General features: G+C 59.5%; 32 protein-coding genes and 1 tRNA gene. 13 read left to right on the top strand and 20 right to left on the bottom strand.

All coding sequences use genetic code 11. The annotated features are described in order from the left end of the window. Positions 1 to 33 precede the first annotated feature (33 nt). From ACN0X0_RS12865 to ACN0X0_RS12875, 3 genes are all read right to left on the bottom strand, one after another. Positions 34 to 747, bottom strand: coding sequence for an alpha/beta fold hydrolase (locus tag ACN0X0_RS12865; RefSeq protein ID WP_417279474.1), 714 nt, complete (start codon positions 745 to 747; stop codon positions 34 to 36). Positions 748 to 828: 81 nt separating this feature from the next. Continuing rightward, complete coding sequence (locus tag ACN0X0_RS12870; protein WP_417279475.1) at positions 829 to 1,572, bottom strand: alpha/beta hydrolase; 744 nt, start codon at positions 1,570 to 1,572, stop codon at positions 829 to 831. A gap of 86 nt (positions 1,573 to 1,658) precedes the next feature. Next, positions 1,659 to 2,330 (bottom strand): DNA-3-methyladenine glycosylase I, encoded by a 672-nt coding sequence (locus ACN0X0_RS12875; protein WP_417279476.1) that lies wholly within the window; start codon positions 2,328 to 2,330, stop codon positions 1,659 to 1,661. A 189-nt stretch (positions 2,331 to 2,519) separates the two neighbouring features. Here ACN0X0_RS12875 and thrS point away from each other — a divergent pair, with 189 nt between their 5' ends. The 5 genes from thrS to ACN0X0_RS12900 all read left to right on the top strand — a co-directional run bounded on the left by thrS (position 2,520) and on the right by ACN0X0_RS12900 (position 7,325). After that, positions 2,520 to 4,466, top strand: a complete 1,947-nt coding sequence (gene thrS / locus ACN0X0_RS12880; protein ID WP_417279477.1) for a threonine--tRNA ligase — start codon at positions 2,520 to 2,522, stop codon at positions 4,464 to 4,466. A gap of 351 nt (positions 4,467 to 4,817) precedes the next feature. Beyond that, complete coding sequence (locus tag ACN0X0_RS12885; protein WP_417279478.1) at positions 4,818 to 5,123, top strand: DUF2282 domain-containing protein; 306 nt, start codon at positions 4,818 to 4,820, stop codon at positions 5,121 to 5,123. A 69-nt stretch (positions 5,124 to 5,192) separates the two neighbouring features. Then, positions 5,193 to 6,065: a DUF692 domain-containing protein gene (locus tag ACN0X0_RS12890; protein ID WP_417279479.1), complete on the top strand. Its 873-nt coding sequence runs from the start codon at positions 5,193 to 5,195 to the stop codon at positions 6,063 to 6,065. Beyond that, entirely contained in the window at positions 6,062 to 6,796 is a 735-nt protein-coding gene (locus ACN0X0_RS12895; protein ID WP_417279480.1) for a putative DNA-binding domain-containing protein, read from the top strand. The genes ACN0X0_RS12890 and ACN0X0_RS12895 overlap by 4 nt, the downstream gene beginning before the upstream one ends. After that, positions 6,789 to 7,325, top strand: coding sequence for a DoxX family membrane protein (locus tag ACN0X0_RS12900; RefSeq protein ID WP_417279481.1), 537 nt, complete (start codon positions 6,789 to 6,791; stop codon positions 7,323 to 7,325). The genes ACN0X0_RS12895 and ACN0X0_RS12900 overlap by 8 nt, the downstream gene beginning before the upstream one ends. Here the strand turns inward: ACN0X0_RS12900 and ACN0X0_RS12905 are convergent. Then, positions 7,322 to 7,690, bottom strand: coding sequence for a hypothetical protein (locus tag ACN0X0_RS12905; protein ID WP_417279482.1), 369 nt, complete (start codon positions 7,688 to 7,690; stop codon positions 7,322 to 7,324). The two genes, ACN0X0_RS12900 and ACN0X0_RS12905, sit on opposite strands and share 4 nt — an antisense overlap. Before the next feature lie 50 nt (positions 7,691 to 7,740). Next, a complete protein-coding gene (locus tag ACN0X0_RS12910) occupies positions 7,741 to 8,049 on the bottom strand; it encodes an arsenate reductase family protein (RefSeq protein ID WP_417279522.1) in 309 nt (102 codons plus the stop codon). Between the two features lie 235 nt (positions 8,050 to 8,284). Between ACN0X0_RS12910 and ACN0X0_RS12915 the strand changes: the two genes are divergently transcribed. Next, complete coding sequence (locus tag ACN0X0_RS12915; RefSeq protein ID WP_167601962.1) at positions 8,285 to 8,491, top strand: cold-shock protein; 207 nt, start codon at positions 8,285 to 8,287, stop codon at positions 8,489 to 8,491. A 70-nt stretch (positions 8,492 to 8,561) separates the two neighbouring features. Continuing rightward, the gene (locus tag ACN0X0_RS12920; protein WP_417279483.1) at positions 8,562 to 9,200 is read left to right on the top strand and encodes a GDSL-type esterase/lipase family protein; all 639 of its coding nucleotides are present in this window, start codon (positions 8,562 to 8,564) and stop codon (positions 9,198 to 9,200) included. 3 nt (positions 9,201 to 9,203) lie between these two features. Here the strand turns inward: ACN0X0_RS12920 and ACN0X0_RS12925 are convergent, their stop codons facing one another. From ACN0X0_RS12925 to ACN0X0_RS12940, 4 genes are all read right to left on the bottom strand, one after another. Next, positions 9,204 to 9,530 (bottom strand): hypothetical protein, encoded by a 327-nt coding sequence (locus ACN0X0_RS12925; RefSeq protein WP_417279484.1) that lies wholly within the window; start codon positions 9,528 to 9,530, stop codon positions 9,204 to 9,206. Between the two features lie 64 nt (positions 9,531 to 9,594). After that, positions 9,595 to 9,900: a hypothetical protein gene (locus ACN0X0_RS12930; RefSeq protein ID WP_417279485.1), complete on the bottom strand. Its 306-nt coding sequence runs from the start codon at positions 9,898 to 9,900 to the stop codon at positions 9,595 to 9,597. 121 nt (positions 9,901 to 10,021) lie between these two features. Continuing rightward, positions 10,022 to 10,495 (bottom strand): dihydrofolate reductase, encoded by a 474-nt coding sequence (locus ACN0X0_RS12935; protein WP_417279486.1) that lies wholly within the window; start codon positions 10,493 to 10,495, stop codon positions 10,022 to 10,024. A gap of 12 nt (positions 10,496 to 10,507) precedes the next feature. Further along, the gene (locus ACN0X0_RS12940; protein WP_226553028.1) at positions 10,508 to 11,302 is read right to left on the bottom strand and encodes a thymidylate synthase; all 795 of its coding nucleotides are present in this window, start codon (positions 11,300 to 11,302) and stop codon (positions 10,508 to 10,510) included. A gap of 140 nt (positions 11,303 to 11,442) precedes the next feature. On the opposite strand from ACN0X0_RS12940, the gene ACN0X0_RS12945 reads away from it, so the two are divergent. Continuing rightward, the gene (locus ACN0X0_RS12945; RefSeq protein WP_417279487.1) at positions 11,443 to 11,865 is read left to right on the top strand and encodes a VOC family protein; all 423 of its coding nucleotides are present in this window, start codon (positions 11,443 to 11,445) and stop codon (positions 11,863 to 11,865) included. An 81-nt stretch (positions 11,866 to 11,946) separates the two neighbouring features. Here the strand turns inward: ACN0X0_RS12945 and ACN0X0_RS12950 are convergent, their stop codons facing one another. Both ACN0X0_RS12950 and ACN0X0_RS12955 read right to left on the bottom strand, forming a co-directional pair. Continuing rightward, positions 11,947 to 12,444, bottom strand: a complete 498-nt coding sequence (locus ACN0X0_RS12950) for a MarR family winged helix-turn-helix transcriptional regulator (RefSeq protein ID WP_226553026.1) — start codon at positions 12,442 to 12,444, stop codon at positions 11,947 to 11,949. Positions 12,445 to 12,603: 159 nt separating this feature from the next. Next, positions 12,604 to 12,882, bottom strand: coding sequence for a succinate dehydrogenase assembly factor 2 (locus ACN0X0_RS12955; protein ID WP_417262194.1), 279 nt, complete (start codon positions 12,880 to 12,882; stop codon positions 12,604 to 12,606). 124 nt (positions 12,883 to 13,006) lie between these two features. Between ACN0X0_RS12955 and ACN0X0_RS12960 the strand changes: the two genes are divergently transcribed. Genes ACN0X0_RS12960 through ACN0X0_RS12970 form a run of 3 tightly spaced genes read left to right on the top strand, consistent with a single transcriptional unit; the run spans position 13,007 to position 14,981 of the window. Beyond that, the gene (locus ACN0X0_RS12960) at positions 13,007 to 14,209 is read left to right on the top strand and encodes a pyridoxal phosphate-dependent aminotransferase (protein ID WP_417279488.1); all 1,203 of its coding nucleotides are present in this window, start codon (positions 13,007 to 13,009) and stop codon (positions 14,207 to 14,209) included. Beyond that, entirely contained in the window at positions 14,206 to 14,580 is a 375-nt protein-coding gene (locus ACN0X0_RS12965; protein ID WP_417279489.1) for a bleomycin resistance protein, read from the top strand. Before ACN0X0_RS12960 ends, ACN0X0_RS12965 begins: the two co-directional genes overlap by 4 nt. Further along, positions 14,577 to 14,981: a hypothetical protein gene (locus ACN0X0_RS12970; RefSeq protein WP_417279490.1), complete on the top strand. Its 405-nt coding sequence runs from the start codon at positions 14,577 to 14,579 to the stop codon at positions 14,979 to 14,981. Before ACN0X0_RS12965 ends, ACN0X0_RS12970 begins: the two co-directional genes overlap by 4 nt. A 12-nt stretch (positions 14,982 to 14,993) precedes the next feature. Here the strand turns inward: ACN0X0_RS12970 and ACN0X0_RS12975 are convergent, their stop codons facing one another. The 4 genes from ACN0X0_RS12975 to ACN0X0_RS12990 form a co-directional block, all read right to left on the bottom strand. Next, positions 14,994 to 16,352, bottom strand: coding sequence for an MATE family efflux transporter (locus ACN0X0_RS12975; RefSeq protein ID WP_417262198.1), 1,359 nt, complete (start codon positions 16,350 to 16,352; stop codon positions 14,994 to 14,996). Positions 16,353 to 16,465: 113 nt separating this feature from the next. Then, positions 16,466 to 16,966: a lipocalin family protein gene (locus ACN0X0_RS12980; RefSeq protein WP_417279491.1), complete on the bottom strand. Its 501-nt coding sequence runs from the start codon at positions 16,964 to 16,966 to the stop codon at positions 16,466 to 16,468. Next, positions 16,954 to 17,307, bottom strand: coding sequence for a hypothetical protein (locus ACN0X0_RS12985; RefSeq protein ID WP_417279492.1), 354 nt, complete (start codon positions 17,305 to 17,307; stop codon positions 16,954 to 16,956). The genes ACN0X0_RS12980 and ACN0X0_RS12985 overlap by 13 nt, the downstream gene beginning before the upstream one ends. Before the next feature lie 12 nt (positions 17,308 to 17,319). Next, positions 17,320 to 18,363, bottom strand: coding sequence for an aldo/keto reductase (locus ACN0X0_RS12990; protein WP_417279493.1), 1,044 nt, complete (start codon positions 18,361 to 18,363; stop codon positions 17,320 to 17,322). Between the two features lie 193 nt (positions 18,364 to 18,556). On the opposite strand from ACN0X0_RS12990, the gene metG reads away from it, so the two are divergent. Beyond that, the gene (gene metG, locus ACN0X0_RS12995) at positions 18,557 to 20,275 is read left to right on the top strand and encodes a methionine--tRNA ligase (protein ID WP_417279494.1); all 1,719 of its coding nucleotides are present in this window, start codon (positions 18,557 to 18,559) and stop codon (positions 20,273 to 20,275) included. A gap of 77 nt (positions 20,276 to 20,352) precedes the next feature. On the opposite strand, the gene ACN0X0_RS13000 is transcribed toward metG, so the two are convergent. From ACN0X0_RS13000 to ACN0X0_RS13010, 3 genes are all read right to left on the bottom strand, one after another. Further along, the gene (locus tag ACN0X0_RS13000; RefSeq protein WP_417279495.1) at positions 20,353 to 21,177 is read right to left on the bottom strand and encodes a glycosyltransferase; all 825 of its coding nucleotides are present in this window, start codon (positions 21,175 to 21,177) and stop codon (positions 20,353 to 20,355) included. 33 nt (positions 21,178 to 21,210) lie between these two features. Continuing rightward, positions 21,211 to 21,298: transfer RNA gene (locus ACN0X0_RS13005), tRNA-Leu, on the bottom strand. A 109-nt stretch (positions 21,299 to 21,407) separates the two neighbouring features. Beyond that, on the bottom strand, positions 21,408 to 22,217 hold the full coding sequence (locus ACN0X0_RS13010; protein ID WP_417279496.1) for a glycosyl hydrolase: 810 nt from the start codon (positions 22,215 to 22,217) through the stop codon (positions 21,408 to 21,410). Between the two features lie 255 nt (positions 22,218 to 22,472). Here ACN0X0_RS13010 and ACN0X0_RS13015 point away from each other — a divergent pair, with 255 nt between their 5' ends. Then, positions 22,473 to 23,216, top strand: coding sequence for a rhomboid family intramembrane serine protease (locus tag ACN0X0_RS13015; protein WP_417279497.1), 744 nt, complete (start codon positions 22,473 to 22,475; stop codon positions 23,214 to 23,216). Between the two features lie 69 nt (positions 23,217 to 23,285). On the opposite strand, the gene ACN0X0_RS13020 is transcribed toward ACN0X0_RS13015, so the two are convergent. Both ACN0X0_RS13020 and ACN0X0_RS13025 read right to left on the bottom strand, forming a co-directional pair. After that, positions 23,286 to 23,501: a hypothetical protein gene (locus tag ACN0X0_RS13020; protein WP_417279498.1), complete on the bottom strand. Its 216-nt coding sequence runs from the start codon at positions 23,499 to 23,501 to the stop codon at positions 23,286 to 23,288. Between the two features lie 145 nt (positions 23,502 to 23,646). Continuing rightward, positions 23,647 to 24,435, bottom strand: a complete 789-nt coding sequence (locus ACN0X0_RS13025; protein WP_417279499.1) for an inositol monophosphatase family protein — start codon at positions 24,433 to 24,435, stop codon at positions 23,647 to 23,649. Positions 24,436 to 24,643: the final 208 nt, after the last annotated feature.

The following is a 24,643-nucleotide window of genomic DNA, read 5'->3' on the forward strand; positions in this document are numbered from 1 at the left end:
CCGTTTCTTTGAGTATTTCTCCAGCAAAGGAAATCAGCGCAGCACGAAGGGCGCCTCGGCCTCCAGCCAGGTTTTGAGCGCGCGCGACACGCTCTGCGGAGCTTCCAGCATCGGCAGATGCCCGGCCTTCTCGATCAGCACAAGCTCCGCGCGCGGCATGAGCTGGGCGATGAAATCCTGACGCCGAGGCGGACAGATCGTGTCAGCGGCGCCGCCGATCACCAGCGCCGGAATGCGCGCACGGCGCAGGACGTTTTGGTGGTCCGGGCGACGTTGCATAATGCGCGATTGGCGCAAATAGCTCTCAAGCCCCGCCTCCATCGCCATCTCGAGCCAATGATCACGAATGGCGTTGCGATGGGGGGTCTCGAACAGCGCGGTCGTGGGCAGTTCTTCCCACAGCACTTCGCCAAAACGGCCCGTCTTGGCCTTGATCATCCGAGGCTCGCGGGCGGCGGCGGCATTTGGTGGCTCGGCCTGGGCAGAGCCGGAGATCAGCGCAATACGGCTCACCCGGCCCGGCGCGCGGCGCAGAATTTCGGTCGCGACAGAGGCGCCCAGATCATGCCCCGCCACCGCGAATTTCGGCGGTGCCACGGCCAACACTGCATCGGCCATCTCGGTGAGGCTCTCGCCCAGCAAAGGCGCGACCATCACCGCATGGTGCCGGCTCAGATCGATGATCTGATCGGCGAACACACGGCCATCGGCCAGAAATCCGGGCAGCAGAACGAGGCTCTCGGTCATAGATCAATCCACAGGAAAACTTGCATTTTTCTCACATGCCGCGGGACAGAGGGTCAAGCGCTGGTGAGATCACATATCCGTTCAAATCCGGGCCAGCACATCAAAGATCGCGGCTTCGATCACTTTGAGACACTCGACGGTGGAGAAAGAATGATCCGCGCCTTTGACCAGCGTGAGGCGAATGTCCTCGCCCACCGCATGATCGAAGAGCTGCATCGCGGTCTCGACCGATACCGAAGTGTCTGCCGTGCCTTGCAAAAAGCGCACCGGTAAGGGCAGCGCCAGCGGGCTGCGCAGGATCAATTGGTCGCGACCGTCCTCGATGAGGCGCCGGGTGATCGGATAGGGCTCGGCATAGTCGGATGGCACCATGACGACGCCTTCGTCCATAAGTGCCTGACGCTGTGTCTCATCGAACCCAGCCCAGAACCCGTCTTCGGTAAAGTCAGGGGCAGCAGCAATGGTCACAAGGCCGCCGACACGCGCGGGGATACCTTGGCACATCAACAGCGAAATCCAGCCGCCCATGGAGGAGCCGACGAGCACTTGCGGGCCTTCGGTGAGTGCTTCTATCACCGCTTGCGCATCCTCCGCCCAATCGCCGATGCAGCCGTCACGGAACGCGCCGGCGCTTTCGCCATGACCCGAGTAATCGAAACGCAAAAAAGGCCGGCCCTGCGCCGCCGCCCATTGTTCAAGCGCCACGGCTTTGGTGCCCGCCATATCCGACATGAACCCGCCCAGAAACACGACGCCCGTGCCCTCGCCTTCGAGGCGATTGTAGGCAATGCGGCGGCCGGAGGGGGTGTCGAGATAATCGGTCATGTTGGGCTCCTGCAAAGATTTCGCCTAACATAAGGCCCGAGGCCGCAATGCCAACCCCCGCCCTGTCCTGTACCCTCATGCGCCCCTCAGGCGTCAATGCTTTGCGCCAGAACGCTTGAGATCGTGTTGAACGTCTCGCCGGATTGCGCACGCCATGTGTTGAACGCCTCCTGCACCGCACGCCGCGCCGCTTTTGATGACGGCGCCTTGTCGATCACGCCCTCAGCGATCAGCCGCGCCACGACATCATGGGTCAACATGAAGCCATCCCGCCCCATCATCCGCAACATATAGGCGCCCGTATTGCCGCCCAGACGCGCGCCGTCTGTCTTCAACCAATCGAGCAAATCCATATAGGTTTCCGCAGGCCATGTGGCGATCACATGGGCAAAACCGCCGCGCTCCGTATTTGCGCGCAGGATAAATTCGGCGTTCTCTTGGATGGCGCGCACCTTGGCGCCCGAACGAATAATCCGTGTGTCTTTGAGCAGATCATCGAACCAGTCTTCGGACATATGCGCGATGCGGGCCACGTCAAAACCGTGAAACGCCTCCTCGATCCCCGGCCATTTCTTATCGACCGTGCCCCAAGACAGCCCGGTCTGGAAAATATGCCGCGTCATTTCCGACAGCCAGCGATCCTCGGGAATGGTCTGAAGCTCTTCGGGCGTTTTCGGTCTGTGCACATGGCTCAGAACCGCCTCGACACCGCCTTTGCGCTCTGCCGCAATCGCCAGGATTTCATCGTAATGCCGCATCCCACGCGCCCTCCTCATTTTGCCCGAGCTTCCCCGATGACGAGACGGCATTCAAGCTCGTTTGAATAGCAATCTGAGGGCACAGCCCCTTTGCAATTGACAATACGCCTCCTGCGCGCAAGAAACGGCGCACTGATATACCCGCAACCGGGCGCTTGGTAGGCGCCAAACCGACGAGGAGAGCCGAACATGGCACCGATTTCTCTCACATTCCCCGATGGCAATTCGCGCGAGTTTAACGCTGGCGTGACCCCTGCCGATGTGGCCGCAAGCATTTCGAACAGCCTTGCGAAGAAAGCGATCTCCGCGTCCGTCAACGGTCAGCACTGGGACCTCCAGTGGCCGATCAACGCGGACGCGCAAATCGCCATCCACACCATGCAGGACGATGAACCTGCGCTCGAACTGATCCGGCATGACCTTGCGCATATCATGGCGCGCGCGGTGCAGGAGCTTTGGCCCGATGTCAAAGTGACCATCGGCCCGGTGCGTGACAACGGCTGGTTCTATGACTTCGACCGCGCAGAGCCGTTTACGCCCGAAGACCTCGGCGCGATCGAGGCGAAGATGAAGGACATCATCAACGCCCGCGAGCCGGTGAAGACCGAAGTGTGGGGCCGCGATGAGGCGATTGACTATTACAATGCCAAGGGCGAGCCGTTCAAAATCGAGCTGGTAAACCGCATTCCCGAAGGCGAGGATTTGCGGATGTATTGGCATGGCGACTGGCAGGATCTCTGCCGGGGTCCGCACCTTCAGCACACCGGCCAAGTGCCCGCAGATGCGTTCAAACTGACCCATGTGGCGGGGGCCTATTGGCTGGGCGACAGCTCGCGCCCGATGTTGCAGCGCATCTATGGTGTGGCCTTCAAGAACCGCAAGGATCTGAAGGCCTGGGAATTGATGATGGAAGAGGCCGCCAAGCGCGATCACCGCAAGCTGGGCAAAGAGATGGACCTCTTTCACATGCAGGAAGAGGCGCCGGGGCAGATTTTCTGGCATCCGAACGGCTGGAAGATTTACACCACGCTGCAGGACTACATGCGCCGCCAACAAGACCGCGATGGCTATGTCGAGGTGAACACGCCGCAGGTGGTGAACCGCAAGCTCTGGGAAGCCTCGGGCCATTGGGACAACTATCAGGAAAACATGTTCATCGTCGAAGTGGACGAGGAACATGCGCGCGAAAAGACCGTCAACGCCCTGAAACCGATGAACTGCCCCTGTCACGTGCAGGTGTTCAATCAAGGCCTCAAAAGCTACCGCGACCTGCCGCTGCGCATGGCCGAATTTGGCTCGTGCAACCGCTATGAACCCTCAGGCGCGCTGCACGGCATCATGCGGGTGCGTGGGTTTACGCAAGACGACGCGCATATCTTCTGCGAAGAGAAGCACATCGAAGCGGAAACCAAGAAGTTCATCGAGTTCCTCGCGAAAATCTACGCCGATCTCGGGTTCAACGACTGGTCGATCAAGCTCTCCACCCGTCCCGAAAAACGCATCGGGTCCGAAGAAAGCTGGGATCACTCCGAAGAATCTCTCGGCAACGCCTGTAAGGCGGCCGGTTACGACTATGAGATTCAGGAAGGCGAAGGGGCATTTTATGGCCCGAAGCTTGAGTTCGTGTTGACCGATGCCATCGGCCGCGAATGGCAATGTGGCACGCTGCAAGTCGACCCGAACCTGCCGGAGCGTCTGGACGCCAGCTACATCGGTCAGGACGGGGCGAAACACCGTCCGATCATGTTGCACCGCGCCGTTGTGGGCTCTTTCGAGCGCTTCATCGGCATTCTGATCGAAGAGCACGCGGGCAAATTGCCCTTCTGGCTCGCGCCGCGTCAGGTCGTTGTGACCACCATCGTCTCCGAGGCGGATGACTACGCCGCCGAGGTCGTGGCCGCCCTCAAAGCCGCCGGTGTCCGCGCCGAAGCCGACACGCGCAACGAGAAGATCAACTATAAGGTCCGCGAACACAGCCTCGCCAAAGTGCCGGTGATTCTGGCGGTCGGTGCCCGCGAGGTCGAAGACAAAACGGTCTCCGTGCGCCGTTTGGGCGAAAAACAGACCGCGATGATGTCACTTGCGGACATCGTGGCTGAGCTGAAAGACGCCGCACTCGCGCCCGACTTGAAATAATTCAGACATATCTGAAACGAAAAGGCCCCCGTTTCGGGGGCCTTTTGCATTGCGGCACACGCGACATGGCTTTTTGCGTGAGAATTGTTACAGGTGCAAATCGGCGGATTCTGGCCGATAAATACTTGAGTACACGCTCAAAATAGACATTTCGGAGAAATTCCAGAGTTTGAATGCGGGCGTCACGGACCAGTTTCGCCACCGGATCAAATCACAAACCCGTTTGTTTCAGCCCCTGACACACGCGTCAGGTGACGTCCCCGTGAATGGCCTGTGACCGCCTCGCTCGGCCAATCTGTGCTCACCGCCACTGACGGCGGAAACGCATGAACCTAACGGGAGACACACCCAATGAGCACTCAATCGAAAACCCTCGCGCTGCTTGGCGCCATGACCGCAGCCCTCTCCATCGCAGGCGCCGCTTCTGCGGAAGAACAGGAAAAATGCTTCGGCGTGGCGCTGGCCGGTGAAAACGGCTGCGCGGCGGGTCCGGGCACCACCTGTGCCGGCACCTCGAAAGTCGACTACCAGGGCAATGCCTGGACGCTGGTGCCCGCTGGCACCTGCGCCGACATCGAGCTTCCGGCCATGATGGACGGCACCGAACGCATGGGCTCGCTCGAAGCGCTCGACCGCGACCTGCCGATGGACAGCTAAGCGGTTTGGCCCGGCGCGTGACGGACCACATGCGCCGGGTCAATTTTCGAAAATCTGCAGGAGGCTTCGATGTTGGACCAGACAAAACAACTGCCGATGGGCGTCGGCGTGGGATATAAATCCAAGCACTTTTCGAACATTTCCGAGGGGAAACACCCGGTGAAATGGCTCGAAATCCATGCAGAAAACTACATGGGCGAAAAAGGCGCCGCGGGCGGTCGCCCGATGGCACAGCTGCGCGCGCTCTCGGATCGGTTTCCGATTTCCGTGCATGGTGTGGGGCTTTCCATTGGCGGCGAGGGGCGACTTGACCCGGATCACCTCGCCCGGCTGAAACATCTCATCGACGAGATCAGCCCCACCTCTTTCTCCGAACATCTCGCCTGGTCGACGCATGACACCGGGCCACATAGCGGTTATTTCAACGACCTTCTGCCCCTGCCCTACACCGCCAAAACCCTCGCCCGCGTCTGCGATCATATCGACGAAGTGCAAAGCACTCTCGGACGACAGATGCTCTTGGAAAACCCCTCCTCCTATCTCGCCTTCGCGGAAAGCACCTATGGCGAGGTCGAATTCCTTCGGGCCGTGGTAAAACGCACCGGCTGCGGGCTTTTGCTTGATGTGAACAATGTTTTCGTCTCCGCCAACAACCTGCGGATCGACGCCTATGACTATATCGACGCTTTCCCGCATGAGGCCGTGGGGGAAATCCACCTTGGCGGTCACGATGAGGATCAGGACGAAGACGGCACGCCTCTTTTGATTGACAACCACGGCCGCGAGGTCGCCGATCCGGTCTGGCATCTTTACACCTATGCGCTGGCCACAGCCGGGCCGAAACCGACGCTCATTGAATGGGACACGGATGTGCCCGAGTGGGAGGTTCTGGCCTCTGAGGCCGCCCGCGCGGCGCTCCGTCTCGAACAGGTGCTGGCATGAAACAACAGGAGTTCCTCCAAGCCGCGCTTGCCCCCGAGGCCCCGATCCCAGCGGGCCTTATCACCCCGTCGGGCGCCCCCGCACAGAGGCGCTTCGACGTCTATCGCAACAACATCATCGTTGGGTTGAAAGAGGCCATCGCCGCCTCTTATCCGGCGGTGAAATCCCTCGTTGGCGACGCGTTTTTCGATGCCATGACCGGCGAATATGTCCGTACACATCCGCCGAAAACACCGATCCTGCCGCTTTATGGTGCTGATTTCGCAGAATTTATAGACGATTTCGCCCCGGCATCTCGCCTGCCCTATCTCGCCGATGTGGCACGTCTCGAATATGCGCTGCGCCAAAGTTATCATGCCGCCGACACGCGTCCCGTCCCTGCCGCAGAGTTCTCCGATCCCTTGTTGTTCACCCGTCACGTCGTGCTCGCGCCGACCGTCATCTGGTTCGCAAGCGCCTATCCCGTCACCAAATTGCGCCGCTTTGCCTTGGACGGCGACAGACCGTCCGGCGGAGCGGAAGATGTACTGATCACGCGTCCGGCCTATGACCCGATCGCCACCGCCTTTCCGCCCGGCACAATCGCGGTGCTTGATGCATTGCGGGACGGTATGGCGCTCGCGAATGCCGCTGAGCTGGCGCCCTCGGACCTCGATCTTTCGCAATTTCTCGGCACGCTTTTGAAAGGCGGCGCCATCATCGACATTCTGGAGGGGGAGCACGATGTTTAACGATATGTTCGCAACCAAGTTAGACCGGATCAACGCGAGCGCCATAAACGCCCTGCCCCTGCTGGCACGTTTCACCTTTGCCGCCGTGCTCTTGCGCTATTTCTGGGCCTCGGCGCTGACCAAATTGGAGGGGCCTCTAACCCCATCCTTCAACGCCTATGCGCAGATTTTTCCACGCAAAATGGAGGCCGCAGGCTATGACATCTCGGGTTTCGGCGCTTTTGAGTGGCTGGTGATCATGGCGGGAACCTATGCCGAATTCCTCTTGCCGCTGCTGATCGTTCTGGGCCTCGCGACCCGGCTGGCAGCCCTTGGCATGATCGGCTTTGTCCTTGTGCAAAGCCTCACCGATGTGATCGGGCATGGTCTCGACATGGCGACCATTGGCGCGCTGTTCGACCGGCATTCCGATGCGCTGATCTTTGACCAACGCGCGCTTTGGGGGATGGTCTTGCTCACGCTTGTCGGGCTGGGGGGCGGTTGGGCCGCATTGGACCGGCTGCTGTTCAACCGCCTGAAACCCAGTTAGAAATGCGCCTTTGCCTCGTCCGGTTTGCCCGCAGCCAACGCCAGTAAACCACCCAAGACGCAAAAGCCCACGGGGAACATGGTAAAGACGTTGAAGCCAAAGCCGACATAGATCAGCCCCGCCGCGGCCCACATCAACACCCCGCCCCAAAGGGCGCGGGCGTGGGCCATGGCGCCGCCGGCGATGGCAAGGATCGGGGCCAGAAAACTCGCCGCCCGGATCAGATCGACATTCGCCACCTGTTCGAACAGCCCCTCGACCTCGCCCCAGCGATCAATCGCCTCGGTGTAGCCAAAGCTGAAAAACCCCACGACCATGGCGAGCACGCCGCCCAAAATTCCAAGCACCAGCGCCGCGTTGCGCATCTCCGCTCTCCTTCTCTTGTCGCTGTCAGATAGGTGCTACTGAAGACAGATTAAAGAAGCGCGGCCTGCACATCCTTGCCCCAACCGAGATAAAGCTGGCCGTCTTTCTCGATCACCGGACGTTTCATCAGCGTCGGGTGATCCGCCAAAAGATCGAGCGGCGCGCGGGTGCGTTCGTCTTCGGACAGGCCGCGCCATGTGGTCGAGCGGGTGTTGACCAAAGCCTCGCCAAACTGGGCATAGAATCGCTCAAGCTGCTCTTTGGACAGAGGTTCTGCGCGAATATCCGTCAGCTCAACCCCCAGAGATTTGCCCGCTTTTCGGCAGGTGTCACAGGTCTTGATCCCGTAAATCAGTATCATTTCGCTCTCCTCATTGGCGGTTTTGGTGGCATTTTGCCCAAATTTCGGCCCTTGGCCACGTGTTACGATTTTGTCGCTTGCCTTTATACGGATGTGTTGCACACTCGAAAGCGTGACTGCTGACTTTCGAACGACCGCTCCTTTTTATGGGGCAGCAGGAAGACTTGGAAGACCTGGCTGCACCGGCCCGTCGCACGTTGCGGCGGATGAAACGATAAGGAGATACGGGGATATGCCCACTGGCACCGTGAAATGGTTCAACACCACCAAAGGCTACGGCTTTATTGCACCTGACGACGGCGGCAAGGATGTGTTCGTGCACATTTCTGCGGTCGAACGCGCTGGCATGACCGGCCTCGCAGACAACATGAAGATCGGCTACGAACTTCGTGAAGGCCGCGACGGACGCGCATCCGCCTCTGAACTTGTTGCGCTTTAACGCTTTTCGATCTTGAAAGTCGGCGGTTCCGGGCGCAGTCTCGGGGCCGCTTTTCTTTTAGGGGACCCCGATGCCTTTGATCCTGACCTTCGGCGACAGCAACACCCACGGCGTTCAGCCGATGCGCACCCGCCCCACCGATCTTCCGCGCCTCACCCGCCGCTGGCCTGTGGTGATGGCCGAAGTCTTGGGCTGGGATGTGGTCGAAGAGGGTCTGCCGGGGCGCACATTCGCCTTTCCCGATCCCGAAATGGGGCCGCATATGGATGGGCGGATCGGGTTGTTCACCGCGCTTGAAAGCCACGGACCGATTGACGCGTTGACGATCATGCTGGGCACCAACGATCTCAAGGCGCATTTCGAGGCCACGCCCGAAGACATCGCCGCCGCCTGTGGCTTTCACCTCGACGTCGCACTCTCAGAGGAGATGCAGTCCCGGCACGGCGGGTTCGAACCCTTCCTCATCCTGCCGCCCCGCCCCCATGCGGCGGGCTGTTTGGCCGAGACCTATATCGGCGCGGCAGAGAAAGCGCAGGCGGTTCAGGACGCCATGCGCGCCGAGGCCGAGGCCCGCGATATCGCAGTTTTCGACGCCAATGAGGTGATTTCCGTTTCCGATCTGGACGGCGTGCATTTCGACGCTGCGGCCCATGAGGTCTTGGGGCAAGCCGTGGCCCGGTTTATCCTGTCAGAAATTGCCGAGGACTGAAGCTCAGCCTGCGGTCTCCGGCGTCTCTGTCGGGTTGAGATTTTCCCAATATTCGCCCATGGCGACAATACAGCTGTTGCCTTCGACATAGGTCTGCACAAGCGTCCAGTCGCCGGATTTTGGGTTGGTCCAAATTTCCATCACCGCCTCAGGCCCACGCAGGCCCGCGCCGGTCTTGACCGCGCCAAACTGACGCGTCAGCTTGGCGTGAATCTCCGCTTTGGGGCCGCAGAGAACCTCACCGATAAGGCTTTGCGCTTTGGCGCTCGGACCAACCGCCGCCAAAATCGCACTCACGCCGCTGAAAAGGACTGTGGATCGGATGCTCATGCACCCATTGTAACACAGGGATGACAGTCACCCTACGAAAACTCTGCACAGATGCAGTGCTGGTTTAGCTCCCGGACATGGAGATCGTGTCGGGCTGATAGTTCGGAGATTTCGGGTCGGTCGTGTTTGCCACGGTCGGTGTGGAACTGCGCCGCACCATAGGCGCATCGCCGTAGCCGGTTGCATTGGGCGTGCCGCAACTGATCCCACCGTTGTAACGGATCGGTTCGGTGCCCGCGGGGCAGAAGTTATCCACCTGTTTTTCATAGGCAAAAATCTTGACCGATGGGTCATAGGGCTGCGTGTCCGCCGCCAAAACCGGGCTCGCGCCCAGGGTCACGATGAGGGCGGTGATGGCGATCTTCAACATGGCTCAAACTCCTGAAAACTTAGAAGAAGCTTAGCTCGGCGGGCGATGTGCGGCAAGGATTGGGTGGTGCCCACCGACCATTGTTCACAAATCACAAACAATCACACCCGACTCGAGGTCCTTACCGCACCCACTCCACAACCTCGCAGCGCGGTGCATCCGTCCGCAAGACCATGCGAGAGACCTCGCGCCACTCTTCAGGATCGAACGTGGGGAACCATGTGTCAGCCCCTTCGACCTCTGTATCGACCTCGGTGATCACAAGCCGGTCGGCCAGCGGCAGCATCGCTTTGTAAATCCCGAAACCGCCCATAGCATAGATACGCGCGCGGCCTTCGGACTTCGCAAAAGCGATTGCCTCTTCGACCGTCGCAAAGACATGCTCGTGATCGACGCCGTGTGAAGACACCACGATATTGAGACGGTTTTTCAAAGGCTTGAACGGCAAGCTATCCCAAGTGTTCCGCCCCATGATCACCGCGCCACCCATGGTTTCGCGCATGAAGAATTTCAAATCCTCCGGCGCCTCCCAAGGGATGGTGTTGTCCTTGCCAATGGCCCCATTGCGGTCGCGGGCGGCGATAAGCGTGATCATCTGCGGCGCTCCTTACACGGCCACCGGCGCTTTGATCGCCGGGTCGGGGTCATAATCGAGGATTTCGATGTCCTCATATTTGAAATCAAAGAGGCTCTTTACATCGGGGTTCAGCCGCAGCGTCGGCAGCGCTTTTGGCGTGCGCGACAGTTGCAAATCCACCTGCTCCATGTGGTTGGTGTAAATATGCGCATCACCGATAGAATGCACGAAAGTGCCCGGCTCATAGCCCGTGACCTGCGCCAGCATGGCAAGCAAAAGCGCGTAGGAAGCGATGTTGAAGGGCACGCCGAGGAACATATCGGCGGAGCGTTGATAGAGCTGGAGATGCAGCTTGCCGCCGAGAATTTTCACCTGCCACAGCGTGTGGCATGGCGGCAGCGCCATATTGTCGACCTCCGCCGGGTTCCAGGCGGAAACAATGAGGCGACGGGAATCGGGGGATTTCTGAATTGCACTCAGCAGGTTCTCGATCTGATCAATCGGCCCGCGTTCATGCCCCGGCCATTTGCGCCATTGCGCACCGTAAACCGGCCCGAGATCGCCGTTCTCATCCGCCCATTCGTCCCAGATCGAAACGCCGTTGTCTTTCAGATAGCGAATATTGGTGTCACCGGAGAGAAACCACAGCAATTCATGGATGATAGAGCGCAGATGCAGCTTTTTCGTGGTCACCATCGGAAAACCATCGGCCAGATCGTAACGCGCCTGAAGCCCGAAGTAGGACCGCGTCCCCGTGCCGGTGCGGTCAGTGGTGTCGACCCCATGGGCCAGAATGGTTTTGAGCTGGTCGTGGTATTGCTGCACGGTTCTATCCCCAAGATATGGTGGTTCCCTCTCTTATAATGAGAGCTGCGGGGGATTCGCAAAGAGACATGTCTGTCTGAGGTGGATTTCATGCTGCAAAGGGCTAGAGTTCAGGCGAGAAACAGACAGGAGGTAGCCACATGCGCTATTTGCACACGATGGTCCGCGTAAAGGATCTAGAGAAAACCATGGCGTTTTTCGAGCTTTTGGGGCTCAAGGAAACCAAACGCATCGACCATGAAGGCGGGCGGTTTTCGCTGATTTTCATGGCACCGGAGGGTCAGCCGGAATGCCCGGTCGAACTGACGTATAATTGGGATGGCGACGAGGGGCTGCCCTCTGACAGCCGTCATTTCGGGCATCTGGCCTATGAGGTCGAGAATATTTACGCGCTCTGCCAAAAGCTGATGGACGCTGGCGTGGTGATCAACCGACCGCCGCGCGACGGCCATATGGCCTTTGTGCGTTCGCCGGACAATATCTCGATTGAGTTGTTGCAAAAGGGCGAAAGCCTTGCCCCCGCTGAACCCTGGGCCTCGATGGAAAACACCGGGCACTGGTGATCCACGGCTTCTGAGATGCGAAACGCCTCCCGATCCGGGAGGCGTTTTCATGCCAAGTGCCAGAGGATGAGAGCAGAAGTCTTAGTAAATGTAGCGAATCTGATCCGCCCAATAGCGCTCAACCCGGCGCAGCGCGGTATTGATGTCCTCGATCCCCTCGGAGGAAATCACACCTTTGCCCTGAAGCCCCTCGGCATGACGGGAGAAAAGGTCAGCGACCGTGACGCGCACATGGTTGCCCTTGTCGGTCAGCTTGACGCGCACGGAGCGACGGTCGATCTCACAGCGTTGATGGTGCATATAGCCCATATCGACCAGTTTCTTGAGGTTATACGACACGTTCGAGCCCTGATAATAGCCGCGCGTTTTCAATTCACCGGCGGTCACCTCATTCTCGCCCACGTTAAAGAGCAAAAGCGCCTGAACCGCGTTGATTTCAAGAATACCGACCCGTTCGAATTCATCCTTGATCACATCGAGAAGCAGGCGATGAAGCCGCTCCACGAGGGACAATGCCTCAAGATATTGAGACATAAAGGGGGTCTCGACCGGTTTTACGAATGCTGAATGCATGCTCATCTGTTACTCCGCCAATGGCTTTTTCACAGAGGAGATTGACCGCAATTTCCCAAAATTCAGTTAAACAGCTGAGATTTTTGCAATCGATGCAAATTGATCGAAAAATTGCCTTACTCGAGCGCACGGTCTGGCAAGGGTTTGGTAACCTTTAGAGGCCTCTCAACCCTTCACGCCCCAGGACGCGTGATCCGCATCGGCGATCACCTTGTCGAGCATCGGCTTCAAATGCTCCGGCACGGGTTTCAGCCCGGTTGCATAGGACAAGAGATCCTGATCGTGCTCGTCCATCAGTTGCTCGAACTCATCGAGCTGCGCCTCATCCATAGAGGCCAGATGCGCATCCGCATAGCCGCCGATCAACAGGTCCATCTCTTTGATTCCACGCCGCCAAGCACGGATTTTCAGACGCTTGCGGCGAATGTCGATGGTCTCGGTCATGTCAGGCTCCCTCACGATCAAGAGGCTTTTTGCACCCATCGCGGGATTATCGCAAGGGACGTCTTGGCGCGGGGCGGTTTTTGACGTTATCACTACGGCGATCTAACGCAAATGGACTCATGCCATGCCCTTTCTTTCCGAGACCCTCTCCCGTGTAAAACCCTCCCCCACCATCGCCGTCACCAATAAGGCGCGCGAGCTCAAGGACGCGGGCAAGGATGTGATCGGGCTGGGCGCAGGCGAGCCGGATTTCGACACGCCCGCCAACATCAAAGCCGCAGGCATCCGCGCCATCGAAGAGGGCAAGACGAAATACACCGCCGTCGACGGGTTGCCGGAGCTGAAAGCCGCGATCTGCGAGAAGTTCAAGCGCGACAACAATCTCGATTACACGCCCGCGCAAGTCTCCGTGTCGGGCGGCGGCAAGCAGGTGCTGTTCAACGCGCTGGTGGCGACGCTGAACCCCGGCGACGAAGTGATCATCCCGGCGCCCTATTGGGTGTCCTACCCGGATATGGTTTTGCTCGCGGGCGGCACGCCGGTCGCCATCGAAGGCAAGCTCGAGAACGCCTTCAAGATCACCGCAGAACAACTCGACGCCGCCATCACACCGAAGACCAAATGGTTCATCTTCAACTCGCCGTCCAACCCGACGGGCGCGGGCTATTCGAAAGCGGAGCTTAAGGCGCTCACGGATGTCTTGATGAAACACCCGCATGTCTGGGTGATGTCGGACGATATGTATGAACACCTCGCCTTTGACGGCTTCGAATTCTGCACCCCAGCCGAGATCGAGCCGGGGCTTTATGACCGCACTTTGACCGTGAACGGCGTGTCCAAAGCCTATGCGATGACCGGCTGGCGGATCGGCTATGCGGCAGGTCCGGTTGAGCTGATCGCCGCGATGCGCAAAGTGCAGTCGCAATCCACCTCGAACCCCTGTTCGATCTCGCAATATGCCGCCATCGAAGCGCTCAATGGCCCGCAAGAGTTCATCGCCGAGAACAACGAGGCCTTCGTGCGTCGTCGCAATCTGGTGGTCGAGATGCTGAACGCCGCCGAGGGCATCACCTGCCCGACGCCCGAAGGCGCATTCTACGTCTACCCGGACATCTCCGGCTGTCTCGGCAAGACCTCCGCAAGCGGTGCGAAGATCGAGAATGACGAAGAGTTCGCGACCGCTCTTCTCGAAGAAAACGGCGTCGCCGTGGTCTTTGGCGCGGCCTTTGGCCTGTCGCCGAACTTCCGCGTGTCTTACGCCACCTCGGACGAAGCGCTCAAAGAAGCCTGCACCCGCATTCAGGCGTTTTGCAAAGGGCTGACATGACCGAGGTGATCACGGCCAACCTGCCTGCGCGCGATTTCAACAAGACCGAGGCATTCTACACGCGCCTCGGCTTTGAGACGCGGTTTCGGAATGAGGGCTGGATGATCATGGGCCTTGGCGGCACGCAGGTGGAGTTCTTTCCGCACCCTGAGCTGGACCCGAAAACCAGCTGGTTCTCCGCCTGCCTGCGCTCGGATGACATCGAGGCACTGCACGCGCAGTTTTCCGAGGCCGGCCTGCCAAAGGATCAAACCGCCGCGCCACGCCTCACCGAGATTTTCAAACTCGACACCGCCCCGCGCATGTTCGCCCTCGTCGATGAGGATGGATCGCTGTGGCGCGTGCTGGATGAAACGGACCTAGCCGCATGAGCGTCGATCTTCCCGAATATTACTTCCGTGTCCGTGAGAACGGCGCCTTTGTGTTCCGCGTGGACACGGAAAACCGGCAACGCCGGATCGAGATGGATCAAATCGCGGTGGTGAACGTCAAAAACGGGGAGATCAAACCGCATGGCGGGCGCGAATTGACGCCCGGTGATTTGAAAGTCATCGAAGATTGGCTGGCCGAACGCGTCGCGCTTTTGGCGCAACGCGACATCGACGACATCCACCGCGCTGTCGATTACCTGAACCTGACGGCGCATTGGGCGCAGACGCGGGCCACGGACGATCAACTGGAAAATGTCACCGATGCGCTATTGCTGGCGATGCATGACCTGCGCACGGTTTTGGTGCGCAAGAAGGCTGACCGTTTGTTGAACAAGGACTGAGGTCCGACAGGGTCAGGCGGGCGGCGAGAGCCGCGATTTCTTCATCCAGAACCGATAACTCATCGTCGCCCAGGCCATCGTCAAGCCAAAGACAAAGCCCATCCAAACGCCCTCTGCGCCCCAATCCAGCACGAAGCCAAAGAGATAAGCGGCGGGCATCCCAAGCCCCCAATAGCTGAGCGCGGCAAGCCACATCGGCACCGCCGTGTCATGCAGGCCGCGCAGAAGAGACAGCGCCACGACCTGACCGCCATCAGAGAATTGCAAAGTGGCGGCGAGTACCATCAACATGCCGCCAATGGCCAGAACCTCATCGCGCGCGGGCTCGTCCGGGGCGAGGAACAGCCCCATCAGGAATTCCGGGAACACCAGGAACGAGAGCGCCGCAATGGCCGCCATGATCAGCGACAGGACGACGACGACCAAAGCGCCTTTGCGCAGGTCCGCCTCATCGCCGCGTCCCATGGCATTGCCGGCCCGGATCGTCCCCGCCTGCGACAGGCCGATCTGGGTCATAAAGGCAATCGCCGCAAGCTGTAGCACGATGCCATGCGCCGCGAGCGTTGCCGTGCCGATCCAACCCATCATAAGGGCGGCGGCATTGAAAAGCCCCACTTCGGCCAAAGAGGTCAGGCCAATCGGCACGCCCATTTTAAACACGGTGGCAAACATCGCCCAATCCGGTTTGAACGGGTTGCGAAAGAGATCGTTTTCCGGCGTCGCCTTGGCGGCATAGAGGGCCAGAACCAGCATCATGACGGTGCTGACGATTAGAGAGGCAATGGCCGATCCCAGAACGCCCAATTCCGGCGCACCGAAGTTGCCGAAGATGAGCAAGTAATTCAGCCCCGCGTTCAAGATCACAGCGCCGATCACCGCGAACAACACCACACGGGTACGTTCGAGCGCGGAGAAATAGCTGCGGAACACGGCGACGATCAGCGCGGGGATCATCTCGATCCCGGCGACGGCCAGATAGGGCCGGGCTTGGGCCGCGATATGCGGCTGTTGGCCCAGCGCCATAAGTATGTCGTCGGAAAATCCAAAGATCGGATAGATCAGCACGGCGGCCATCACCGACAGCCAAATCGCCATCCGCGTCGCACGGCGCACCGTGGTGCTGTCGCCCTGCCCCGAGGCAGTGGCGACCAGAGGCATCACCGCAAAGGCAAAGCCCGCCAATAGAATAAAGAGGATGAACCAAAAGCCCGAGGCCAGAACGAGTGCGGCCAGCTCATCGAGACCGTACCACCCCATCATGATCACATCGGTCATATGGACCGCAAATTGCGCGATTTGACTGCCCGCCAAAGGCAGCCCCAACACCAAAATCTTTTTGGCGTGCTCAAGATATGTGCGTTCCATCGTCATGGCACGGCCTATAGGCGGGATTTTTCAAACCGCCTAGTCAAAAATTTTGCATCCCCCCATCACCATCTGTGAAGGGGGGATTTCCGCTCATCTCTGAGGGGCTTAGCGGGCGCTTAGCGCCGCCGTGCCGGACGCAAGAGCCCAACGTCATAGCCATTCCACTCGAGGATGCCCTCGACCGCCAGTTTGCGATCCGGCGGCAGGCTCAGGTCCCTCGACAGCACATGCGCGGGGCCCGATGGGTAGCCGATCACCGCAGTGTGGTATTCCGCATCGACCCAGAGCACCCAGATCTCATCGCCTTTGAACGCATAGCGCCCCGGCCCCACCTTACGTGCCAACCCGCTCGTGGGCCGACCATCGGCACAGGGCCCCTCGGTCACCATCAGGTCACCGGACTTCTGCGCCGTGAATGTCACCGCCCCGATGACACAGGATTTGCCCTCCGGCACGAAGGCCGCGACCTCATACCAACGCCCGGAAAACCGCACCGGATCGAGCGCCGCGATGGAGGACATCGAGACCTCGGCGTTGCGTGTCGCGGGCCCCGAGGCCTGTGGCGACATGCAGCCCGAAAGAATGACAAGCGACAAAACCGCGATCAATCCACGCACAGGCTCACCCTGCGCCCTTCGGCGTCCAGCATGTCGTTACAACCGAAGAGCGGCGTGATCGGCGCGCAGCTTTGCGACCGCGCAAGACAGGCCCCCGTCGAGCAATCCGTCGACTTGGTGCACCTTTGCCCCGCATCTTTCGGCGTCTCGAAACAGGTCATGAAGCCGCCAAGCCCGCCGGGCTGAAACTTGCCCCCGCGCGCCTCACAGGCCGTCTTCTGGGTCTCGGCCGCATGGGGATCAAACCCCGCAAGCCCGTACCCCGGCGAGGTTTCCGTCTCCTCGCCCTGACAGGCCGCAAGGCTCACACTGACCAACAGGCCCAACAAAATTCGACGCATCACGCAAGGTCCTCAGAACGGCATCGCATGCAGTTTGTGCAGCTTTTCGATCTCTTTCAACAGCTCTTCTGACAAAGTCACATCGCGGGCGTCGAGTGATTTCTCAAGCTGATCGACAGAGGTCGCGCCAATAATAGGCATACAATCAAAGGGTCGCGTCAGGGTCCAGGCCACCGCCAGTGTCGCCGGATCGAGACCATGCTCTGCCGCCAGCGCCACATAAGCGCGCTCCGCCGGCCAGACGCGCTCGCTTTTGATCCGCCCGCCCAGATCGCCGTTGAGGTCCAGGCGCGAGCCTTTCGGCACCACCGTGCCGCCCTCGTATTTGCCGGTCAAAAGCCCTGCGGCGAGCGGCGAATAGGCCAAAAGCGTGACATCCTCATGCACCGCAAGCTCCGCCAGATCGGTGTCATAGAGACGGCACATCATCGAATATTCGTTCTGGATCGACTGCATCCGCGGCGCGCCCATCTCATCGGCCAGTTTGAGCCACATGGCCATGCCCCAGGCACTTTCATTCGAGGTGCCGAATTCGCGCACCTTGCCCGCCTTTTGCAACCGCGCCATCTCTTCGAGCACGCCGCGCATGTTGTCCTCGATCTCGGACTTCGACGGCTGTTTCGCCGGGTTGAAATGCCAGTTCTGGCGAAACGCATAAGAGCCGCGATTGGGCCAATGGAATTGAAAAAGATCGACATAATCGGTTTTCAGCCGCTTTAGGCTTTCGTCCAGCCGCGCCTCAAGGTTCGAGGCCAGAATGCCCTCTTCGTTGATGTTCCCCGGCCCCGCAATTTTCGTTGCAATCACCCAGTCCTCGCGCCCGCCACGCGCGGCAAAATATTGCCCGATGATCTCTTCGGTATCGCCCGCCGTCTCTTTGCGCACGGGGTTCACCGGGTACATTTCAGCGGTGTCGATGAAATTGACACCGACCTCTTTGGCACGATCGATTTGGGCGTGACCTTCGGCTTCGGTGTTCTGGCTGCCCCAAGTCATGGAGCCGAGGCAAATCTCAGACACCGAAAGGTCACTGCGACCGATTTTGCGCATTTTCATGAAAGGATCCTGTCTCTTTGTGAGTTGCGCCTACACTAGCTTTGCCGCGCCGCAGAGCAACCCCGAGAGCACAGGTTTTTCCGCACAGCCAGGGCCTCACTTGATGAGGAAATCCTATGCCCTCTGGCCCTTTGCGCATAAGCGCGATAGGAAAGCCTTAATACATATGTAAACCGACCGGACCACTCTCCTCATGGCACGCACGCTCATCACCTCCGCCCTGCCCTATATCAACGGCATCAAGCACCTCGGCAATCTCGTCGGCTCTCAGTTGCCCGCCGATCTCTATGCCCGCTACCGTCGGGCGCGCGGCGATGAGGTTCTGTTTCTCTGCGCCACCGATGAACATGGCACCCCCGCCGAGATCGCCGCGCAAAAGGCCGGCAAGCCGGTGGCAGAATATTGCACCGAACTGCATAACATTCAGGCCGAGATTGCCGCCGGGTTCCGGCTGTCCTTTGACCATTTCGGGCGGTCTTCGTCGCAGCCGAACCATGCGTTGACCCAGCACCTCGCGACCAAGCTTTACGAGGCCGGTCTGATCGAAGTCGTAGAAGAGACACAGATTTATTCGGAAACCGACGGGCGTTTCCTGCCGGACCGCTATATCGAGGGCACCTGCCCGAATTGCGGCTACGATTCCGCGCGCGGCGACCAGTGCGACAACTGCACGAAACAACTCGACCCCACCGATCTGATCGAGCCGCATTCGACGATCTCGGGCGCGACCGATCTTGAGCAACGCGTCACCAAGCACCTCTACCTGAAACAGTCGGGCATGCGTGACGCTCTGAATGAGTGGATCGACAGCAAGGCGGACTGGCCGGTTTTGACCACCTCGATTGCCAAGAAATGGCTGAACGACGGCGACGGGTTGCAAGACCGCGGCATCACCCGCGACCTGAGCTGGGGCGTGCCGGTGCAATTCGAGGGCGCGCCCTGGGAAGGCATGGACGGCAAGGTGTTCTATGTTTGGTTCGACGCCCCCATCGAATACATCGCCTGTGGCGCCGAATGGGCTGCGAAACAGGGCCTCGACAGTGAGGCTTGGGAACGTTGGTGGCGCACGGACAAAGGTGCCGAGGATGTTCGATATGTGCAATTCATGGGCAAGGACAACGTGCCCTTCCACACCCTCTCTTTCCCGGTCACCATGCTGGGTGCGGGCGAGCCGTGGAAGATGGTCGATTACATCAAAAGCTTCAACTATCTGAACTATGACGGTGGGCAGTTTTCCACCTCGCGCGGACGCGGCGTGTTCATGGATCAGGCGCTTTCGATCCTGCCGGCGGATTACTGGCGCTGGTGGCTTTTGAGCCATGCCCCCGAAAGCTCGGACTCCGAGTTCACCTGGGAAAACTTCCAGCAATCCGTGAACAAAGACCTTGCTGATGTGCTCGGCAACTTCGTCTCCCGCATCACCAAATTCTGTCGCTCGAAATTCTCCGAGGCCGTCCCCGAAGGGGGTGTTTACGGCGAACAGGAAACGGCCTTGATCGCCGATCTGACCGCAAAAGTTTCGGAATATCAGAGCCATATGGACGCCATCGACGTGCGCAAAGGCGCGAACGCTCTGCGCGCCATCTGGGTCGCGGGCAACGAATACCTGCAATCCGCAGCCCCTTGGTCAACCTTCAAGGAAGACCCGGAGAAAGCAGCGGCGCAGGTGCGTCTGGGCCTCAACCTGATCGGCCTCTACGCACGTCTTTCCGCCCCCTTCATTCCGGATACGGCAGGCAAACTGCAAACCGCTCTGGCACTGCCGGATCTCGATTGGCCGGAAGACGTGGCGGGTGCCTTGGATGCCCTGAAACCGGGCCATAGCTTTGTCGTGCCAGACAATCTTTTCGCCAAGATCGACGATGAACAGCGCGAGGACTGGCAGGAAAAATTCGCCGGCACCCGAAGCTGAGGCACATCGGCCTGAATGTTCGAATAAGACAATAAAAGCCCTCCCCTGCGCGGAGGGCTTTTTACTGGCCTAATGCTCTATTCGGGCGTCAATTCCGCAATTCCGTTCCGCGCGCGCGCCTCACCGGATTTGCGCAGGGCCAGAATGTAGTCGCGGTTCGCGCGTTTGACCTTCTGATCGGCATAGGAGCGCCCGTGATCGAGGTGATAAGCGGGTGCCGTATAGCGGACGTGACGCCCATGAATACCCGCATTGCGCAGGCGCACGCCAATCTCCTTGTCGAGCCCGCCATAGGACATATTGCCCTCGAAACCGTTGACCCGCATCACATCCTCGCGCCAAACCGAGGCGCAGGCGCCCTGAAAATTCGGCGACACCGGCGAGAGGCGGTCAAACAGCGCCATGACAGACGGAGGGAACGGCATGGATTTCAGCCATTGCGAGCGCCCTTTCGGGGTCCACCCGGCCAATCGGCCCTCCGCCCATTCGTAGCTCTGCGCCTGCAAAAGCCGCCCGGTCAGTTCGGCATCGAGGCGGATCAGCGAACCGGTGAGGTATCGCCCCCGCGCCGCGCAGGTCAGATGCCGCCGCAGCGCATCCGGATGCAGGATCACGTCATCATCGAGAAACACCAAATAGTCGCAGCTTGAGCTGGCAATCGCGCGGTTGAGTGCGATGGATTTACGAAAACCATGGTCCTCATGCCACGAACGCCGCAGCGGCAGATCGGGATGAGCGACACGAAACCCCTCGATCACAGGCTCGATCCGGGCATCGGACCCGTCATCCGCAAGACAAATCGCGCTCGGACGCTGGCTTTGTTCCGCAATACTCTTGAGACACAGGCGCAGATAATCCGGCTTGTTATAGGTCGCGATGATGACTTCGGATGTGAACTCCACGGGGCATCCTTTTTGCTCAAACGCCGTCAAAGGTGGTACCCGCGGCCGGACTCGAACCGGCACGGCCAGTTACGGCCTAAGGATTTTAAGTCCTCTGTGTCTACCATTCCACCACGCGGGCCTGTTTCTGAACAGCTGCGCCGAGGACGCACCAAGAAACATGTCAGGGCAGACAGTTACAGGATGTACCGGCGGTTACAAGTCGATTTCCGACCAGATTGCAGCCCGGTTCACTCGCTGTTCGACGCCACGCGACGCGCCCCGATGCGGCTGAGCGTCCGGTCGAAAGCCACGCCCACAGGGGTGGGTTGCAGGGTGTTGGAGACCAGATTGATCTGCGGCTTGGCGCCGCCATAGGGGTAAGGATTGGCCGCAAACCAGGCGTGGCGCTCGACGAAGGGCAAGCGCTCCATCATCAGGATCGCGGCTTCGGCAAAGGCGGCGTTTTGGGCGTATCTCACGCCACGCACGTTTTGCCAGTCGATAAAGGCGAATTCCGTGACCCAGATCGGGCGCTTGTATTCGGCATGCACTTTACGGAGCCAGGTCTCAAAGGCTTTCACATTGCCATTGGTCGAATAGTAATGCACCGCCATGAAATCGACGCGCAGGCCTTTGGCCTCGGCCTGGGCCATAAACCGCCCCTGCCAAGACGACGCGCCGAGCGTCTGATCTTGGGTCACCGCCGGGCTGCCGAGGCGCAGGCCCCGCGCTTCGAGTTTCGGCCAGAGCGCGACAGCCTGTTCAACGGAGAGATTGCTGCCTTCGCTTTTGCGCGAATCCGGCTCATTGAAGGCCAAGAGCGCCCGCACCGGCAGGTCGGAGACGATCTTTTTGTTCACGTCAGAGGCGTCGCGGATCATCGGCACGAATTCGACAGAGCGCCGCGATCGGTTTTGCGACCACATCTGCGTCGGGCGCCACGTGTAATACCACTCGAGTGCAGGTGCCTCTTCGATCCAGCGCAGCATGGAATTGCTGGAATTTTCCCAGGCACCGACCCCGGCCTTATCCGCGAAAACACCTGTGGGCATGAGCATGAGAGCCGCCAATATGAAGAGATTGCGCATCGAAGCCTCGTCGTTTTTTGCGAGGCTATAAAGGGCCAGCGTCCTCAGTGGGGCGAGAATGTGGCAATGCGCGGACATTTGGCGCGATCTTGCCTTGATCTGTGCGCGACACGCGGGCGATTGCCGAGACCCGCCTGGGATCGCAAAACATCACCTTGCTGTGCTTGTGCAGATGCGGCATAGGGTTTCGCTTGACCTCTCGCCGCAGACGCCCACATTGGCGATATGTTCCCGATCCGCGACCATAATCCGTCCCGCCGCCCCGCCTTTGTCACCTATGCGTTGATCGCGGTGAACATCGCGGTGTTCATGGCCATGCTGCCCAGCTACGGCAACGAGCGTGCGCTGTTGCAGATCTATTCGGACTGGGCACTTTTGCCCGCGCGGATCAGCCATGGCGACGGCTATTACACGTTTTTCACCTCCATGTTCATGCATGGCGGCATCCTGCATATCGCAGGCAACATGTTATTTTTGTGGATCTTTGGCGACAACCTCGAAGATGAGATGGGGCATCTGCGCTATCTCGGATTTTATTTGATCTGCGGCATCGCGGCGGGTCTCGCGCAATATCTGGCCGACCCCGGCTCGCGCGTGCCTATGGTGGGCGCCTCGGGCGCGATCGCGGGCGTCATGGGGGGCTATCTTTTGCTGTTCCCCAAGGCGCGCGTCGATGTCCTGTTCATTTTCATCATCTTTTTCAAAGTCTTCCCCATGCCCGCCTGGATCATGCTGGGGCTTTGGTTCGGCCTACAGGTTTTCGCAGAAATGGGATCGACCGGCGCAGGAGGCGTCGCGCATTTGGCGCATATCGGCGGCTTTATCGCCGGGGTGATCGTGACCTACCCAATGTGGAAACGTCTGGGGGGCACAGCATTTTGGTCACGTACGCGTGGCCATCCAACCCATGCCGAAGCCCGCTACCGGTTCGCAAAAAGCACAATACCGACCGTCCGCAGACGTCGGTGAGACAGGGCTATTTGAGAGACAATCGGCTCTTACGCGCCGGGCATTTCGGTTGAAGAGGCTGCCGAAAGATCAGCCGCCATCCATACCGCTGATGTATTTCTCAACATCGATGTTTTCGATGTCATTCTTTATATTCGTGGTCATGGAATAGGCGCCGCCCCAGACCACATTGACCAATGCGACACAAAGACCCACGGCGGCAGAGGTGAGCACGCCCCAATCCTCCGTGACAGCCCCGTCGTCATTGCTGCGAAATTTCCGCCAAGAGATTTTCATCGCGTCCATCACATTCATCCCTCCGATACCAGGTTCATCTATCCGCCCCACAAGTGCCGAACCTGAAGCGAAATGCGGCAAATGAAAAGGTAGGAACAGAAAACGCCGCCCGAAGGCGGCGCGTCTCATGTGATATCTGTCCGCCAGAGGCGTCTCAGGCGGAACGGATCACCGCTGCGAAACGCTCGAACAGCGCCTCGTTGCCACAGATCACTTCGCCGCTGTCGACCGGATTGTCCTCCGGGTGAAGCGCCTCGACGAAACCGCCGGCCTCTTTCACCAAAAGCACACCTGCGGCCATATCCCAAGCATTGAGGCGACGTTCCCAGAACCCGTCGTAACGCCCTGCTGCCACATAGGCGAGATCGAGCGCGGCCGCGCCCCAACGACGCACACCGGCGGTGGCGGGCAAAAGCCGCGCCAAATCGCGCAGCGTTTCCGGCAGATCGGCACGACCGCCAAACGGCAGGCCGGTGGCAAAGATCGACTCGATCATCTTCGTGCGACCGGACACGCGGATGCGCATATCGTTCATCCAGGCGCCATTGCCTTTTTCCGCCCAGAACAGCTCGCCCTTGGCCGGGTCGAAGACAACACCGGAGACGATCTCGCCTTTATGCTCCAGAGCAATCGACACCGCCCAATGCGGCAGGCCGTGCAGGAAGTTCGTCGTGCCATCGAGCGGATCGACGATCCAGCGGCGCGTCGGGTCTTTGCCCTCAACGGATTTGCTCTCTTCGCCGGTCCAACCGTAGTTCGGGCGCGCCTCCATCAGCATGTCGCGGATGATCTCTTCGGCGCGGATGTCGGCCTTGGACACAAAATCGCCCGCGCCTTTCGAAGACACCTGAAGGTTCTCGACCTCGCGGAAGTCTTTCACCAGCGAACGACCTGCGGCGCGCGCAGCTTTGATCATGACGTTGAGATTGGCACTGCCTTGCATGGGTCCGGGCTCCGGGGCGTAGATGTGTAAGATGTTCAGACCGGGCGTATACGCCGCCAAACCCAGTCTGCCAAGGGTTTGCGGGCAAAGAAATGTGCTGATGCGGTTTTGCGACGCCCCTATTTTCCGCCGATCCCATTCGAGACGCCAGAAAACGGTCGAATTTCAGCACAGCCGTGGTACCGTTGCACGGAAATCATAACGAGTA

The sequence above is a fragment of the Celeribacter sp. genome, from assembly GCF_048270365.1.
Classification (GTDB): Bacteria; Pseudomonadota; Alphaproteobacteria; order Rhodobacterales; family Rhodobacteraceae; genus Celeribacter.

What these genes read in the sequence shown, in the direction of transcription:
- ACN0X0_RS12865 (WP_417279474.1), bottom strand. Translation starts at nt 747, where the DNA reads ATGACCGAGAGCCTCGTTCTGCTGCCCGGATTTCTGGCCGATGGCCGT.
- ACN0X0_RS12870 (WP_417279475.1), bottom strand. Translation starts at nt 1,572, where the DNA reads ATGACCGATTATCTCGACACCCCCTCCGGCCGCCGCATTGCCTACAAT.
- ACN0X0_RS12875 (WP_417279476.1), bottom strand. Translation starts at nt 2,330, where the DNA reads ATGCGGCATTACGATGAAATCCTGGCGATTGCGGCAGAGCGCAAAGGC.
- thrS (WP_417279477.1), top strand. Translation starts at nt 2,520, where the DNA reads ATGGCACCGATTTCTCTCACATTCCCCGATGGCAATTCGCGCGAGTTT.
- ACN0X0_RS12885 (WP_417279478.1), top strand. Translation starts at nt 4,818, where the DNA reads ATGAGCACTCAATCGAAAACCCTCGCGCTGCTTGGCGCCATGACCGCA.
- ACN0X0_RS12890 (WP_417279479.1), top strand. Translation starts at nt 5,193, where the DNA reads ATGTTGGACCAGACAAAACAACTGCCGATGGGCGTCGGCGTGGGATAT.
- ACN0X0_RS12895 (WP_417279480.1), top strand. Translation starts at nt 6,062, where the DNA reads ATGAAACAACAGGAGTTCCTCCAAGCCGCGCTTGCCCCCGAGGCCCCG.
- ACN0X0_RS12900 (WP_417279481.1), top strand. Translation starts at nt 6,789, where the DNA reads ATGTTTAACGATATGTTCGCAACCAAGTTAGACCGGATCAACGCGAGC.
- ACN0X0_RS12905 (WP_417279482.1), bottom strand. Translation starts at nt 7,690, where the DNA reads ATGCGCAACGCGGCGCTGGTGCTTGGAATTTTGGGCGGCGTGCTCGCC.
- ACN0X0_RS12915 (WP_167601962.1), top strand. Translation starts at nt 8,285, where the DNA reads ATGCCCACTGGCACCGTGAAATGGTTCAACACCACCAAAGGCTACGGC.
- ACN0X0_RS12920 (WP_417279483.1), top strand. Translation starts at nt 8,562, where the DNA reads ATGCCTTTGATCCTGACCTTCGGCGACAGCAACACCCACGGCGTTCAG.
- ACN0X0_RS12925 (WP_417279484.1), bottom strand. Translation starts at nt 9,530, where the DNA reads ATGAGCATCCGATCCACAGTCCTTTTCAGCGGCGTGAGTGCGATTTTG.
- ACN0X0_RS12930 (WP_417279485.1), bottom strand. Translation starts at nt 9,900, where the DNA reads ATGTTGAAGATCGCCATCACCGCCCTCATCGTGACCCTGGGCGCGAGC.
- ACN0X0_RS12935 (WP_417279486.1), bottom strand. Translation starts at nt 10,495, where the DNA reads ATGATCACGCTTATCGCCGCCCGCGACCGCAATGGGGCCATTGGCAAG.
- ACN0X0_RS12945 (WP_417279487.1), top strand. Translation starts at nt 11,443, where the DNA reads ATGCGCTATTTGCACACGATGGTCCGCGTAAAGGATCTAGAGAAAACC.
- ACN0X0_RS12950 (WP_226553026.1), bottom strand. Translation starts at nt 12,444, where the DNA reads ATGAGCATGCATTCAGCATTCGTAAAACCGGTCGAGACCCCCTTTATG.
- ACN0X0_RS12955 (WP_417262194.1), bottom strand. Translation starts at nt 12,882, where the DNA reads ATGACCGAGACCATCGACATTCGCCGCAAGCGTCTGAAAATCCGTGCT.
- ACN0X0_RS12960 (WP_417279488.1), top strand. Translation starts at nt 13,007, where the DNA reads ATGCCCTTTCTTTCCGAGACCCTCTCCCGTGTAAAACCCTCCCCCACC.
- ACN0X0_RS12965 (WP_417279489.1), top strand. Translation starts at nt 14,206, where the DNA reads ATGACCGAGGTGATCACGGCCAACCTGCCTGCGCGCGATTTCAACAAG.
- ACN0X0_RS12970 (WP_417279490.1), top strand. Translation starts at nt 14,577, where the DNA reads ATGAGCGTCGATCTTCCCGAATATTACTTCCGTGTCCGTGAGAACGGC.
- ACN0X0_RS12975 (WP_417262198.1), bottom strand. Translation starts at nt 16,352, where the DNA reads ATGACGATGGAACGCACATATCTTGAGCACGCCAAAAAGATTTTGGTG.
- ACN0X0_RS12985 (WP_417279492.1), bottom strand. Translation starts at nt 17,307, where the DNA reads ATGCGTCGAATTTTGTTGGGCCTGTTGGTCAGTGTGAGCCTTGCGGCC.
- ACN0X0_RS12990 (WP_417279493.1), bottom strand. Translation starts at nt 18,363, where the DNA reads ATGAAAATGCGCAAAATCGGTCGCAGTGACCTTTCGGTGTCTGAGATT.
- metG (WP_417279494.1), top strand. Translation starts at nt 18,557, where the DNA reads ATGGCACGCACGCTCATCACCTCCGCCCTGCCCTATATCAACGGCATC.
- ACN0X0_RS13010 (WP_417279496.1), bottom strand. Translation starts at nt 22,217, where the DNA reads ATGCTCATGCCCACAGGTGTTTTCGCGGATAAGGCCGGGGTCGGTGCC.
- ACN0X0_RS13015 (WP_417279497.1), top strand. Translation starts at nt 22,473, where the DNA reads ATGTTCCCGATCCGCGACCATAATCCGTCCCGCCGCCCCGCCTTTGTC.
- ACN0X0_RS13020 (WP_417279498.1), bottom strand. Translation starts at nt 23,501, where the DNA reads ATGGACGCGATGAAAATCTCTTGGCGGAAATTTCGCAGCAATGACGAC.
- ACN0X0_RS13025 (WP_417279499.1), bottom strand. Translation starts at nt 24,435, where the DNA reads ATGCAAGGCAGTGCCAATCTCAACGTCATGATCAAAGCTGCGCGCGCC.